Raw genomic sequence first — 14,144 nt, forward strand, 5'->3', positions numbered from 1 at the left:
TAAATTATTTAGGTGACGGCGAATTTCGGTGGGTTAATATCTCATGGTTATTAGCCATGAGATATTAATTATTTACAAACGAGTAGATGAAATTTTCTCTATAATATCCTCAAGGATAAACTTACTTTTATTAATGAATGAAATTCTTTTTATTAATGTTAAGTCATCAGAATTATGGTCTGTTAGATTTATCTGTTTCAACAAAGCTTTGCAAGAATGTTCGAATGTAACTTTATTGCCTTTATTAAACAATTTGAATTTAAAGTCATACACATCTTTGTATGGTATTATTTGCCTATATTTATATCCGTTATCAGGTAAACCTATTAAAATGTTATGAGCATTTATAAAAAGTTCAAAACTTTTGTTGCCGTCTGGTTCTCTAATGCATTTTACTAGGTATAGCCTTGCTTGCTGAGTATCGATATTTTCAGTATGATAATCATCTTTCGACCTGGCTAGGGTATATGCATCATTCAAATAAGTTTGAGCTGATTCAGTGTCACCAATAGAAATTCTGCACATTGCATATTGAACCCAGTAATGAGGCGAGTCTTTAAGCCACGGACAAACTTTCTTTAACTCCATATAATAGCTGTCAAGAGCCTTTTGTTTTTGAGGTAATAGTATTTCTAATACATGAAACCTTAGTAATGATTTGAAAAGCTTATTAGACTCATGAGAGATGCTTCTTAAGTTATCAAATGTTTTAACAACATTTAATAGTTTATGTTTGACATATGATTCACTGTAACAGTTATTAATAATAGCTAAAGACATTAAGCTTGATTTCGTTTCAATGGCGTTGCCATTTTCTACAAAGCGGTACAATGACTTGAAGTAAATATTGTTTCTTAATTCCATCTTATAAATACTGTCGTTTCCTGATATCTCGGAAATTAAAGAAGATGTTTTATGTGTATCGATTATATCGCAAAGTGCTATAGCAAAAATCGTATCTTTGAATAATTGGTTTTCGAATAATTCATCTGTTATCTTTCTTATTCTCTCATGTATAGATGGGCTTTTTAATAGGCCGAGTAATATGCCTGATATTTGGCCGTTATATTCATCTTTTATTTTCTTAAATTTGATATCATATGGCAGCGCTGTTAGTTCTTCCCATAAACCCTGATTGTCGAGTAAATCGATGAAATTTGATATTTCAGTATTGGTTAATTGATCAAGACTCACTTCAGCAAACTTTAATTCAAGCGTACTTATAAACTGAGTCATTCTTAGAGCAATTGCACTTCTGTCTGCAATGATTAAAGTTAACTCATCTGGAAAGTTTATGTTTATATGTCTCAATAATCTTTCAGCCCGACTATAGCCCTCAATTATTATTATTGTTTGCTTACGTGCCTTTACAATCAATTCAATTTCCGCTAGCTCATCATCATATTCACTAGCTTCATTGAAGCTATAAACAGTATAGCCTTTTTGGGTTAGAGTAGAAGATAGCAGGTTCAGGAATATTGTCTTTCCGTTACCTAGTTCGCTATGCACAAGTATATTGTTTTTATTTTCAATTAATCTTATTGTGTCCTTAAGTAACTCACGTTCAATCAGGAAAAAATCTTGATAATTATTACTTAAGGTAGTATCTACTTGTGATTCGTTGAATTTTCCAAAAAGTAATAAATCTCTAATCTCTGTATCTGTTATGGTTTCATTAACATGCTTTACTTCACGTGCTGTAAAACATTCAAGAAGTACACCTTCGTCTTGAGGATTAGGCTGAACAAATTTTTCAGCGATTAAACTTGAGAATCCTTCAACTCCGATAGGGAGAACATGTCCAAAATCTGTCAATAGGAATGTTTCTTGGAATGTCGCTTCGTTATGAACAATAAAATATGTCTTATCAATTAAATTATCAGTTTGATATAGCAGTCTTTGTACATCCATGTCATACATTGAATATCCCACAAAGATAATCGCGCTTGCTGTTTCGAGATCCCTTTTGAAAATGTAATTCCATTGAGAGCTAATAAAAGACTGAGGGGAAAGGTAAGAAGAGTTAGTAAGCTTTATTTTTGATTCAAGGTCATCAACTTTTGCATTTTCAATAAGACCATTTAAATGAACACATAATCCATCTTGAGATATATAATCTTTCGGCTTCGCTTCGATATCGAGAGAGTCTACTCTTTTACCTATATTCCGGCATGCAAGTTCAATGGAATTATCATAATTTGTTGTATAGAACCTGCGCCATGGTAGAGAGCATATTTTCTCATGCGAAGGATCAACATCCATCAATACAAATGAATCTTTGAGCAACTTTAGGAGGGCGAGTCTATCACCATGTTTTAAATACAGATGAGACGTATACATTAAATCTTCATTATTATCGCCTAAATTAGCTAATGATCCTATTTTCTTTGAAAGCTCGCGAGCTAGCGGAGGTTCTTCATGTAAAGTGTTATGTGCTTTTTTAGAAAAGCCTGCTCCGGTAAAAATTATTGCTTTTCCGGTTCCTATCTTTCTCAACATTTCTTCTGTGTTTACTGGCGGTAGCTTGAGGTTTTGAACATCTATCTGAATCTTCATGATTTACCTTAAGTTGTTTTATTATTAGTGGAATAGGTATTTTGATGGAACAGATAATGATTTTTTAATCATACCCATACTATCAATGGGTAATTAATAGTATTTTTCTCTTTACTATTTTGCAAGGTAATTCCAGTGAGAATATAATGAACGAAACTAAAAATGTTTTATATATTATATATGTTAAAGTTAGTTAGCATTTAAAGAAGGCTAATAATTAATAGTGAGGTGAAAATAGTAAGGTTAACTATTTTTTGAAAAATTTAATGCTCTTTAGCTCTTCCTAAAAGGAAGAGCTAAAGAGCTAAAGAAGTAACTAAGCCAATCGCGGATACCCGTCCGCAATCGCATCACCGGTAAATTGCGCGATCCACCCCTCGGGGTTATCAAAAATCCTGATCGCCGTGAAGTTCGGTTCTGAACCCATATCAAACCAGTGCGGTGTGCCGGCGGGAACGGAGATAAGGTCGTTTTTCTCGCACAGCACCTGGTAGACCTCGTTGCCGATATGCAGACAGAAGAGCCCGGCGCCTTCGACAAAGAAACGCACTTCATCTTCGCCGTGGGTGTGTTCGCTGAGGAATTTGCTGCGCAGCGCCTCTTTTTGCGGGTTGTCAGCGCGCAGGCTGATCACATCCCAGCTCTGATAACCTTTCTCCTCCACCAGCTTGTCGATAGCGTGCTGATAGGCGTTAATCACCGTTTCCGGCGTTGGGTTAGCGCCTAAATCGCGTTCGGCTTGCCAGCGCTCAAAGCGCACCGCTTTCGCATTCAGCTTCTGCTGAATCTCTGTGGCGTCGGTGCTGTGCCATACCGGCGTGCTGGCATCGGTGTCGGTGTAAATCGTCAGTGCGCTCATGAGGGGATCTGCTCCGGCTTGATGGTGCTGAATGAGTTAACCTGGTGATGATGGCTGGCTGCGTCATCATCATCGCGAATCAGTTGCGTGGTGCGAAAACCGGCCTCTTCGGCAGCGTCCAGCTCCTGATGAATGTCGGAGAGGAAGAGAATAGAAGAGGGCGGTAGCGCGAGCTGTGCGGCAATATTGCGATAGGATTGCACTTCGCGCTTCGCACCCACCAGCGTGTCGAAATAGCCGCTGAAGAGATGAGTAATATCACCTTCGTCGCTGTAGCCAAATAACAGTTTTTGCGCAGCAACGGAGCCAGAGGAATATACATAGAGATCAAAGCCCTGCGCCTTCCAGTTCTCCAGCGCGGGCAGCACGTCCGGGTAGAGGTGACCGGTAAAATCGCCGTTCACGTAGCCATCGCGCCAGATAATGCCCTGCAATGCTTTCAACGCCGTCGATTTACGGTCTTCATCCATAAATGAAAATAGCACCTCGATAAGCTCGGCGCTGGTGGCGTTCGGCTGTGCAATCTCTTCTCGCAGATTATCGAGAATGGTGCTGACCGGCTCCTGGTACTGCTGCGCGGTGACAAAACCCGCCAGCCGCTCGCGGGCGTAGGGGAAGAGAACGTTGTGCACAAAGCGGATATCGCTGGTGGTGCCTTCTATATCGGTGACAATCGCGCGGATCATAATCTCTCCAGCAGTCGGCGCTGCAATTCGCATTCAAATAAAAACTCCAGCCCTTCGAGGTGACGGCGCGCTTCGGCGACGTCGCGCCCCCAGCAGGTTAACCCGTGGCCGCGCAGCAGAAAACCATAACGTAACGGGTTTGATTCGGCATAAGCGGCGATGCGCCCGGCGAGCGCGTCGATATCCTGATCGTTATCGAAAATGGCAATCGGCACGCTATCGAGGTGCGTCTGCTGCCCGCTGAGGGATTTCTGCATCTCATACCCGCTTAGTTGCAGCGCGGCGCTTTTCTCCACCCGCGACAGCACGGTAGCGTTGACGGTGTGCACATGCAGCACTGCGTTAGCGTCAGGGTAAAGACGGTAAATCAGCGTATGCAGACCGGTTTCGGCGGAGGGTTTGCGCCCGGATGGCGCATGGTTATCGGCGATGGAGACCTGCAAAAAATCCTCCGGCGTCAGGCTGCCTTTATCTTTCCCGGACTCGCTCAGCCAGCACCATTCGGCACTTTGGCGCAGGGACATATTACCGCCCGTCGCGGGTGCCCACCCTTTGGCGCCGATCCAGTGGCAGGCAGAAACAAGTTGCTGGAGTTGCAGGTTGTCGGTCATCGCGTTTCCTTATCAGGAATATCGTTGTGATATAGACGTCTAAGCGTCTTGATTGCCAAATACTAGCATCGTGTTATAGTGGCGGCAACTTGAGTCTCGACAGCAGGCACGAAAAGATGCGCAATAACCCTTTGATTCCTGAGAGTAAACTCCCCGCTTTAGGCACTACCATCTTCACGCAAATGAGCGCGCTCGCCCAGCAGCATCAGGCGATTAATCTGTCACAAGGCTTCCCGGATTTTGACGGCCCGCGCTATTTGCAGGAGCGGCTGGCGTATCACGTTGCGCAGGGCGCAAATCAATATGCGCCGATGACCGGCGTGCAGGCGCTGCGCGAAGCGATTGCCGAGAAAACGGCGGCGCTTTATGGCCATCAGCCAGACGTGAACAGCGACATTACTGTCACTGCCGGGGCGACGGAAGCGCTCTATGCGGCGATCACCGCGCTGGTGCGCGAGGGAGATGAGGTGATCTGCTTCGACCCAAGTTACGACAGTTACGCGCCTGCGGTTGAACTCTCTGGCGGCGTGCTGAAGCGCATCGCCCTGCAACCACCGCACTTTCGCGTTGACTGGCAGGCTTTTGCCGCGCTGCTCAGCGATCGCACCCGGCTGGTGATTGTTAATACGCCGCACAACCCGTCGGCGACGGTGTGGCAGGAGGCGGATTTTGCCGCGCTGTGGCAGGAAATTGCCGATCGGGAAATTTATGTGCTGAGCGATGAAGTCTACGAGCATATCTGCTTTGCCGAGGGCGGGCATGCCAGCGTGCTGAAGCATCCGCAGCTGCGCGAGCGCGCCATTGCCGTGTCCTCCTTTGGCAAAACCTATCATATGACCGGCTGGAAAGTGGGATACTGCATTGCGCCCGCCGCCATCAGCGCCGAGCTGCGCAAAGTGCACCAGTACTTAACCTTTTCGGTGAACACCCCGGCGCAGCTGGCGCTGGCTGATATGCTGCGTGCCGAGCCACAGCACTACCGCGAGTTGCCGGAGTTTTACCGCGCGCGTCGTGACGTGCTGGTGAATGCCCTGCGTGAGAGCAAGCTGGAGATTTTGCCCTGCGAAGGGACCTACTTTTTGCTGGCGGATTACAGCGCCATCTCCGATCTCGATGATGTCGCGTTTTGCCAGTGGCTGACCAAAGAGGTGGGGGTGGCGGCGATTCCGCTGTCGGTGTTCTGCGCCGATCCCTTCCCGCATAAGCTGATTCGCCTCTGCTTTGCGAAACAGGAATCGACGCTGCTGGCGGCGGCAGAGCGCCTCTGCACGCTGTAGCGGCTTACTTCTCGCCCATAATCGTTTTGAGCTTTTCCGCATCCGGCAGGCCGACCGCCTGCTGGAGCACATTCTCTTCATTCATATAGTAGATAGCGGGGGTGGCGTTGGCCCCGAGATCGTCCATGATTTTCTGATTGAGATTGAGCGAGCGCATGATCGCCGGCGGGATAGTTTTCGGCAGCGCCAGCGTCATTTTGCCGTTCGACTGCTCATACTCATGCCAGCTTTTGGCCGGATCTTTCGCGCTGAGGATCGCCGCCGCCGCCGCCGGGCTTTCCGGTTTGATCACGCCGACCATTAAGGTGCGGATCTGCACCTTGCCGGACTCCACCCATGGGCGCGCCTGCTGCCAGAACTGTTTGCAGTAGGGGCAGTAGGGATCGGCAAAGACATACACCACGCGCGGCGCGGTTTTTTGCCCGTCGAGGATCCACTCTGCTTTCTCCATCCGCTTCCAGAGTTCGCGTCCGGCCGGGCCATAGAGCTCCTGATTGAACAACTTTTCGCTAAGATTGGTGCCCGCGTCGTCATACATATAGCCCGAGATGGCGTGTTTACCGTCCGGCGTGACATAAATGGTGACGCCCATCTCCTGATATTTACCCAGATAGCCCTTCATGCCGCCCGGCGCGTCAAAAGATTTAATGATGGTAATGCCTTGCTTTTCAATGGCTTTAACCGGCGCGGGCAGCTCTTCGGCGTGCAGGGTCAGCGGCAGCAGGGTGAGCATTAACAGGCGCTTGAGCATAAAAATCCTTATTAATTCAGTGGGTAAACTTAACAAAGGCTAAACCTATCACAGCCATAGGCAAGAGACAGGGAATAATGATTGTCGAAGTCGCAGGGGAGTGGTGTAATCAACCCTGTTTGCCGTCGACAGATGGCAGGCGTATCGCACAGCCAGCGTGCTGGCACTGAAGTCACCCGCGGGTATTTCAGATATTGAGGCCACCCGTACCGGTGGCCTTTTTACTTTTGGCTAATGTCTGTTCACAGAGTTGTTCGTTGGCGTTTGTTAGCTAACGCTTATTGATTTGATAATGCAAACGCATTAGCCGTCGTAAGCAAAGTTCGTTAACTTATACCCCAACGAAAACACGGAGGAAGTATAGATGTCCTTAATTAACACCAAGATCAAACCTTTCAAAAACCAGGCGTTCAAAAACGGTGAATTCATCGAAGTAACCGAGAAAGATACCGAAGGCCGCTGGAGCGTCTTCTTCTTCTACCCGGCTGACTTCACCTTCGTATGCCCGACCGAACTGGGCGACGTGGCTGACCACTACGAAGAACTGCAGAAACTGGGCGTTGACGTTTACTCTGTATCCACCGACACCCACTTCACGCATAAAGCATGGCACAGCAGCTCTGACACCATCGCGAAAATCAAATACGCGATGATCGGCGACCCGACTGGTGCCCTGACCCGTAACTTCGAAATCATGCGTGAAGACGAAGGTCTGGCAGACCGCGGTACCTTCATCGTTGACCCGCAGGGCATCATCCAGGCTATCGAAGTGACCGCTGAAGGCATCGGCCGTGACGCATCTGACCTGCTGCGTAAAATCAAAGCGGCTCAGTATGTTGCTTCTCACCCAGGCGAAGTGTGCCCGGCTAAGTGGAAAGAAGGCGAAGCGACCCTGGCTCCTTCCTTAGATTTAGTAGGCAAAATCTAAATTTCCGGCGGCGCAAAGTCTCTTCCGGTCTGCAAAACGTAGGCCGGGTAAGCGTAGCGCCACCCGGCGTAAAACGGGTGCAATGCACCCGTTTTTCTTCCACACACCATGATTCAAGTTGCATCCAGGCGGCTCCAATGAGGCAGCTTGCATGATGATGTTTTAAGAGAAGGATACCGACATGCTCGACACCACAATGAAAACCCAGCTCAAGGCTTATCTTGAGAAACTGACCAAGCCTGTTGAGTTGATCGCGACGCTGGATGACAGCGAAAAATCGAATGAGATCAAAGAGCTGCTGGGCGAAATCGCCGAGCTCTCTGACAAAGTGACCTTTAAAGAGGACAACACCCTGGCGGTGCGTAAGCCCTCGTTCCTGATCACCAACCCAGGCTCGCACACTGGCCCGCGCTTTGCTGGCTCTCCGCTGGGGCATGAGTTTACCTCGCTGGTGCTGGCACTGCTGTGGACCGGTGGTCATCCGTCGAAAGAGGCGCAGGCGCTGCTGGAGCAGATCCGCGATATCGACGGCGACTTCGAATTCGAGACTTACTACTCGCTCTCCTGCCACAACTGCCCGGACGTGGTGCAGGCGCTGAACCTGATGTCGGTGCTGAACCCACGCATCAAGCACACGGCGATTGATGGCGGTACTTTCCAGAACGAGATCACCGATCGCAACGTGATGGGCGTTCCGGCGGTCTACGTTAACGGTCAGGAGTTTGGTCAGGGTCGTATGACGCTGACAGAGATCGTGGCGAAAATTGATACCGGCGCGGAAAAACGTGCGGCGGAAGAGCTGAACAAACGTGACGCTTACGATGTACTGATTGTCGGCTCCGGCCCGGCGGGCGCAGCGGCCTCCGTCTACTCTGCCCGTAAAGGCATTCGTACCGGTCTGATGGGCGAACGCTTCGGCGGCCAGGTGCTCGATACCGTTGATATCGAAAACTACATTTCCGTGCCGAAAACCGAAGGCCAGCAGTTCGCGGGTGCCCTGAAAGCGCACGTTGCCGATTATGATGTTGACGTGATCGACAGCCAGAGCGCCAGCAAGCTGGTTCCGGCGTCGGTTGAAGGCGGCCTGCATCAGATTGAAACCGCCTCTGGCGCGGTGCTGAAAGCGCGTACTGTCATCATTGCGACCGGCGCGAAATGGCGCAACATGAATGTGCCGGGCGAAGATCAGTATCGCACCAAGGGCGTGACCTACTGCCCGCACTGCGACGGCCCGCTGTTCAAAGGCAAGCGCGTGGCGGTGATCGGCGGCGGTAACTCCGGCGTGGAAGCGGCTATCGACTTGGCCGGGATTGTTGAACACGTGACGCTGCTGGAGTTTGCTCCGGAGATGAAAGCGGATCAGGTGTTGCAGGATAAAGTTCGCAGCCTGAAGAACGTCGATATCGTTCTGAACGCGCAGACCACCGAAGTGAAAGGCGACGGTACCAAAGTGACCGGTCTTGAGTACCGCGACCGCGTGAGCGGCGATGTGCATCAGGTTGCGCTGGCGGGGATCTTCGTGCAGATCGGTCTGCTGCCGAACACCACCTGGCTGGAAGGCGCGATTGAGCGCAACCGCATGGGCGAAATCATCATCGACGCCAAATGCGAAACCAGCGTGAAAGGCGTGTTCGCGGCGGGTGACTGCACCACAGTGCCGTACAAACAGATCATTATTGCTACCGGCGAAGGTGCCAAAGCGTCACTGAGCGCGTTTGATTACCTGATCCGTACCAAAGCGTAAGCAAAAATAAGAGAGTAAGAGTCACCTGCATATAAAAAGCTGCCGCAAGGCAGCTTTTTTTTACCCGGATGATTCGGTGCGCTCATTTTGCCGGATGGCGCTGGCGCTTATCCGGCCTGCGGGGATCGCCGCCGTTTGTAGGCCGGATAAGGCGGAGCCGCCATCCGGCAATAGGCCGCGTCTACCGCACCACCAACACCGGAATATGCGCGTGGCGCACTACGCTGGAGGCATTGGAGCCGAGCAGATGGGTGCTGATAGACGGGTTACGCGAGGCGATCACCACCATATCCGCATGCAGCTCTTCGCCAAGCTCATTAACCATATCGCGCACGCTGCCGAAGCGCACGTGGGTATGAATGCGCGAAGGATCGATGGAGAAATGGCTTCGCATACTCTCGAGGCGGGTCTGCGCCTCCTTGTGCAGATGCTCTTCAAAGCGGCGTAAATCGGCGGCGAAACGGTGCAGGTTCAGGCTGGCAGAAGCGGGCAACACATGCAGCAGGTGAATAACACCTTCGCTCTGGGCGAGGAATTCCGCGTGGCGGACGGCTTTGTCGCACAACTCCATTTCGAAAATATCGACCGGCATAATGATTGTCTGGTACATAAACGTGTCTCCCTGTGGATTATGTCCCAGGAATTGAAGCACAAAGAGAGGGGGGATTTTGCTGCCTGGGTGGCAAATCTGCACACTGTCGGGTGCCGGAAAGAGGATGCGGGCGCATCCTCTGCAAAACAAAGCAGGGCGGGGATCAGAGCATGAAATCGCCAGCGGCTTCGGGCTGGTAGAGTAGCTCCAGCACTTCAAGGTCGGTGGTGGTGCCTCCTGGCAACGTCCAGTGAATGGAATCACCAACACGTAAACCTAACAGCGCCGCGCCCACCGGGGCCAGTACCGACAGCTGCGTAGCGCTGTCTGTCATCTGCGCCGGGTAGACCAGCGTACGTACGCGGATTTCACCGCTTTTCAGCTCGCGGAATTTTACCGTGCTGTTCATCGTCACCACATCATGCGGCATCGCTTCTGGCGCGCACATATTGGCGCGATCCAACTCCTCATTCAGCGCATCCGCGACCGCAAGGCTGGCATGTGCAGGCTGCTCCAGCAAGCGGTCGAGGCGCTCAGCGTCTCGCTCATTAATGATAATGGCAGGTCTGGACATCTCTTACTCCGTGTCAGGTGATTGATCCAAAGAAAAACCCTCGCCGACGGGCAGCGAGGGTTTGTCTAAAGCTGATGATACTAACCCGGCCCCATACTGTGAAGTGACCAGGCGCACATTTGCCTCAATTATGATTATTCCACAGCGATCAGTAACCCGCGCTATCGAGGATAAAGTGATCCCCACAGTTGCCGGGGTGCGGCTGTGGCAGCAGCGAGCGGCCAGAGAGCGGCGCATTAATCGCTTCGGCTTTGATGGCAACCTGCATCTCGGTCAGGTAGGCCGGGTTACCGTTACAGGTGAGCTTCACCGCTTTCACGCTCTGCTTACCGTAAGCCTCGGCAACGGCAGCATCAAAGGCGGTGCGGGTGATCGCTTTGCCGTAATTATTGGCAAGGAATACCCCAAGCGGGCTGGTTTTGATCTCATGGTTCAGACGCACCATCGCGCCAAAATAGTCATCGGGATCGAAGCCGAAACAGACGCCATGCTTGGCGTATTCGTAGCGCTCCAGGCAGGAGTTACCGCCGGAGCCGGGCATGGCCGCGTTGAGTTTATCCGCCATCTCCAGCGATAGACCGGTCTCTGCCGCCGCGCACTTCTGGCTGGCTTTCGCTTCCGGCATATTGGGGATCGGGCGCGTGGCGCAGCCAAAACGCATCCAGCGGCGGTTATCAACGCCGCGCGCGGCGATCGATTTCGGTAGGCCCGGCCATAAACCATGCACGGTGAGGTTATCGGCTTTATCGTCCGGGGATTTTTGCAGACGGCACTCGTCAGGCTCGTCGCGCCCGTTGTCGTGCATGCTCTGACAAAAGCCGGTCTGCCAGGAGAGCGCCAGCACGTAGCGATCAAAATCGCCATACTGCTTCGGTTGCAGCGGTGCGGCATAGGCAGAAGTGAAGAGTAGCGCGGCAATGCCTGTGCTGATGAAGAGTCCCTTTTTAAACATTTCAGTTCCTGATATATGGGTCCAGATAATTGCCATAGGTTATTAAACCATAAAAAAAGCGCCGGGCAGGCGCTTTTTCAACTTCTGAAACCCGGCAGGGTTAGTGAACCGCTGCGCCAGGTACGAGGATTTCGGTGGCGACAATCACCACCACCAGGCCGACCAGAATCGGCACGGAGGTGCGTTTTACCACTTCAAACGGCGAAATGTTTGCCATCCCGGCAACGGCGACCACTACGCCAGAGACCGGCGAAATGGTGCGTCCGAGGTTGGAAGCCTGCAACATTGGAATCGATAAATAGGCCGGATTGATGCTCGCCTCACGCGCCAGTTTTGGGATCATCTCCACAAACGCGTAAAACGGCGCGTTACCGGAACCGGTGGTCATCGCCGCCAGCATGGTGAGGATCACCAGCACCAGCATCAAAATAATGCTCGCGGAACCGAACGAGGTGGCAATGGAGATCAGGCTCTGAATAAAACCGATGGTGCTCAGCCCCTGGGCGAAGACGCCTGCGGCAACCAGCAACATCACCACACCGGCGAAGGCATCGGCCATGCCGCGCCAGGCCACTTCCAGCCCGCTGAAGACATTCTGCGTATTAAATCCGCGCAGAAACTCCAGCACCGCAGCAATCAGCATACAGATCACGAGGATGGTAATAATGTGCAGCTCCGGGCCCCATTTGCCGTCAAAAATCAGCACGCCGATGATCGGCGTAAAGGGCAGGATGGCGTAAAACGCAGGCGCACGGGTGGTGATCTCTTTCACATCCAGCATTTCGCTAACAATATTCTCTTTCTTATCGAGGTAGCGCTGCCAGAAGAAGTGGGCGATGGCCATGGCGATAATCGCGGCGATAGAGATCGGCAGGGTGGTTTTAAAGGCGAAATCAACCAGCGGCATCTCTGCGGCTTTCGCGGCCAGCACCACATCGCCGGAGGTGGGCGAGAGAATAATCGCCGCCGGGGAGGCGCAAATCGCCGCCGCCGCGCCGCGGCTGATGCCGACGTTAACCATTACCGGGAAGAGGGTGGCCATCAGCAGCACGCCGAGGCCCGTTGCTGAAGAGACCGCCAGCGACATCAGGCAGGCGACAAAATAGGCGGCAATCATCAGGATATAGGGCGAGTTGATAAAGCGCAGCGGGCGCGAGGCCAGCTTAACCACCATATCGTTAGCACCGATGTGCGTCATGTAGGCTGCAAAACCGCACAGCATCATGATCATCATGCCGAGATCGCCGCCGCGGCTCATCAGCAGGATTTTTATATATTCGACAATGTCGGTAGCGCGATAACCGGTGCTGGTGGCGCTGGCGGGTAATATTGCGTGGCCCATCAGCGCGCTGACGATCAATAACGCCAGCCCGCCGACAAACAGCACACCGGTGGCAGAGTAGCCTTTAATGATGTAGCGGGCGACGCCGCCAATTACCACGACGCCGATCAATAGCTCAATCAGGGTTGAAATCATATGGGGTCCCGGAGGTTGGACAAATAAAAGTAAAGTAAGCAAAAGGCTGCATCGCAATGTGCCGAATAACGGCAGCGTGATAGCTGATTAAAATCAACAAAGCGCTGCATTGCGCGCAATATTACGTGAATTGTTATAAATCAGAAAAATAAATGCGGGCGAAACGATAATTCAGGCTAATGAATTTCGGCAGTTATGTTTTATTCGTGATAACGGTTGGTTAATTGTTTTGGCGTTTTTCGCTTCAGATTGATTTGACAGCAAATTTCACTAAAAAAGGCTTTAAAAATAAAAACAGGGCTGCTTATACTCGCCGTTACCTTCACTCACCCATGGCGATGTTATGCACGCAGCCTGGCTCCACCGATTGCGCTTTATTAAGCGGCATTTATTAATGCTGCTTATCGCATTGGGTTGGCTGCTGATCCAGAGCCAGCTGGCGATTGCCTCCCACGGCTGCGCGCTTCCTGCTCCGGGTGAGGCAATGGCGCAGCAGCATCTGCACCATCTGGCGATGGATGATAACGCGCCCAAAGCCCACGCGATGAAAGCGCCGCTCTGCGAGAAGCACTGCGTGCCCGATCAGGTGCAAAAAGAGAGCCATTACCCTTCGCTGGCGGCGCTGCCCGCCACGCTGACGCTGGCGATTGCCGAACCTGTTTGTTCTGCTATCACTTCGCGCAGCTGGGTATTAACCCCGCCTGCCGCTGGCCCTCCGGCAACCATCCGCTTCTGCCGTTTTCGTGAATAGAGACCTGTTAACACATTGATTTAAATCTTATTAATGTTTAACAGGAGTTTTATTATGCGTAATTATTTTCTCTGCCTGCTCTCAGGCACCCTGCTTTTCCCGCACCTCAGCGCTTACGCGCAACCGCACGACATGGCGCACCACCACGCGATGCCGGCCCAGGTTTATCAAAGCCAGGGCACTGTTAAAAAAATGACCCCGCAGGCGATTACTATCGCCCACCAGGCTATTCCCGCGCTGCACTGGCCGCCGATGACCATGCAATTCACGGTTACGCCGGAGCATCCGCTGGCGCAGGTGAAGGTGGGCGATAACGTTCGCTTCAGCTTTAGTCAGAGCGAGCAGGGTTACACCCTCATCGCCATTACGCCGTTACCGTAAGCGGG

At 51.3% G+C, this 14,144-nt stretch carries 14 protein-coding genes; 5 read left to right on the top strand and 9 right to left on the bottom strand.

Annotation, left to right across the window (positions count from 1 at the left end; all coding sequences use genetic code 11):
• Positions 1-72: 72 nt before the first annotated feature.
• The 4 genes from HF650_RS06855 to HF650_RS06870 form a co-directional block, all read right to left on the bottom strand.
• The gene (locus tag HF650_RS06855; protein WP_187801738.1) at positions 73-2,556 is read right to left on the bottom strand and encodes an SIR2 family protein; all 2,484 of its coding nucleotides are present in this window, start codon (positions 2,554-2,556) and stop codon (positions 73-75) included.
• 316 nt (positions 2,557-2,872) lie between these two features.
• Complete coding sequence (locus tag HF650_RS06860) at positions 2,873-3,415, bottom strand: acireductone dioxygenase (RefSeq protein WP_187801739.1); 543 nt, start codon at positions 3,413-3,415, stop codon at positions 2,873-2,875.
• Positions 3,412-4,101 (bottom strand): acireductone synthase, encoded by a 690-nt coding sequence (mtnC, locus tag HF650_RS06865; protein WP_187801740.1) that lies wholly within the window; start codon positions 4,099-4,101, stop codon positions 3,412-3,414. The genes HF650_RS06860 and mtnC overlap by 4 nt, the downstream gene beginning before the upstream one ends.
• The gene (locus HF650_RS06870; protein ID WP_023479934.1) at positions 4,098-4,712 is read right to left on the bottom strand and encodes a methylthioribulose 1-phosphate dehydratase; all 615 of its coding nucleotides are present in this window, start codon (positions 4,710-4,712) and stop codon (positions 4,098-4,100) included. The genes mtnC and HF650_RS06870 overlap by 4 nt, the downstream gene beginning before the upstream one ends.
• Positions 4,713-4,828: 116 nt before the next feature.
• Here HF650_RS06870 and HF650_RS06875 point away from each other — a divergent pair, with 116 nt between their 5' ends.
• On the top strand, positions 4,829-5,989 hold the full coding sequence (locus tag HF650_RS06875; protein ID WP_187801741.1) for a pyridoxal phosphate-dependent aminotransferase: 1,161 nt from the start codon (positions 4,829-4,831) through the stop codon (positions 5,987-5,989).
• Between the two features lie 4 nt (positions 5,990-5,993).
• On the opposite strand, the gene dsbG is transcribed toward HF650_RS06875, so the two are convergent.
• Complete coding sequence (dsbG, locus tag HF650_RS06880; RefSeq protein WP_187801742.1) at positions 5,994-6,740, bottom strand: thiol:disulfide interchange protein DsbG; 747 nt, start codon at positions 6,738-6,740, stop codon at positions 5,994-5,996.
• A 364-nt stretch (positions 6,741-7,104) separates the two neighbouring features.
• Between dsbG and ahpC the strand changes: the two genes are divergently transcribed.
• Both ahpC and ahpF read left to right on the top strand, forming a co-directional pair.
• On the top strand, positions 7,105-7,668 hold the full coding sequence (gene ahpC / locus HF650_RS06885) for an alkyl hydroperoxide reductase subunit C (protein WP_023479935.1): 564 nt from the start codon (positions 7,105-7,107) through the stop codon (positions 7,666-7,668).
• A gap of 181 nt (positions 7,669-7,849) precedes the next feature.
• Positions 7,850-9,412, top strand: coding sequence for an alkyl hydroperoxide reductase subunit F (ahpF, locus tag HF650_RS06890; protein WP_187801743.1), 1,563 nt, complete (start codon positions 7,850-7,852; stop codon positions 9,410-9,412).
• A gap of 181 nt (positions 9,413-9,593) precedes the next feature.
• Here the strand turns inward: ahpF and uspG are convergent, their stop codons facing one another.
• The 4 genes from uspG to dcuC all read right to left on the bottom strand — a co-directional run bounded on the left by uspG (position 9,594) and on the right by dcuC (position 13,004).
• Positions 9,594-10,022 (bottom strand): universal stress protein UspG, encoded by a 429-nt coding sequence (uspG, locus tag HF650_RS06895; RefSeq protein WP_187801744.1) that lies wholly within the window; start codon positions 10,020-10,022, stop codon positions 9,594-9,596.
• A gap of 145 nt (positions 10,023-10,167) precedes the next feature.
• On the bottom strand, positions 10,168-10,578 hold the full coding sequence (gene rnk / locus HF650_RS06900) for a nucleoside diphosphate kinase regulator (protein WP_042715712.1): 411 nt from the start codon (positions 10,576-10,578) through the stop codon (positions 10,168-10,170).
• A 148-nt stretch (positions 10,579-10,726) separates the two neighbouring features.
• Complete coding sequence (gene rna / locus HF650_RS06905) at positions 10,727-11,530, bottom strand: ribonuclease I (RefSeq protein WP_187801745.1); 804 nt, start codon at positions 11,528-11,530, stop codon at positions 10,727-10,729.
• Positions 11,531-11,630: 100 nt separating this feature from the next.
• On the bottom strand, positions 11,631-13,004 hold the full coding sequence (dcuC, locus tag HF650_RS06910; RefSeq protein WP_187802625.1) for an anaerobic C4-dicarboxylate transporter DcuC: 1,374 nt from the start codon (positions 13,002-13,004) through the stop codon (positions 11,631-11,633).
• A 397-nt stretch (positions 13,005-13,401) separates the two neighbouring features.
• On the opposite strand from dcuC, the gene HF650_RS06915 reads away from it, so the two are divergent.
• Positions 13,402-13,758: a DUF2946 domain-containing protein gene (locus HF650_RS06915; protein WP_346014252.1), complete on the top strand. Its 357-nt coding sequence runs from the start codon at positions 13,402-13,404 to the stop codon at positions 13,756-13,758.
• A gap of 54 nt (positions 13,759-13,812) precedes the next feature.
• Positions 13,813-14,139 carry a copper-binding protein gene (locus HF650_RS06920; RefSeq protein WP_223284282.1) on the top strand — a complete coding sequence of 109 codons (327 nt, stop codon included), beginning with the start codon at positions 13,813-13,815 and terminating at the stop codon, positions 14,137-14,139.
• The last annotated feature ends 5 nt before the right edge of the window (positions 14,140-14,144 follow it).

This window comes from Kosakonia sp. SMBL-WEM22 (genome assembly GCF_014490785.1).
Classification (GTDB): Bacteria; Pseudomonadota; Gammaproteobacteria; order Enterobacterales; family Enterobacteriaceae; genus Kosakonia.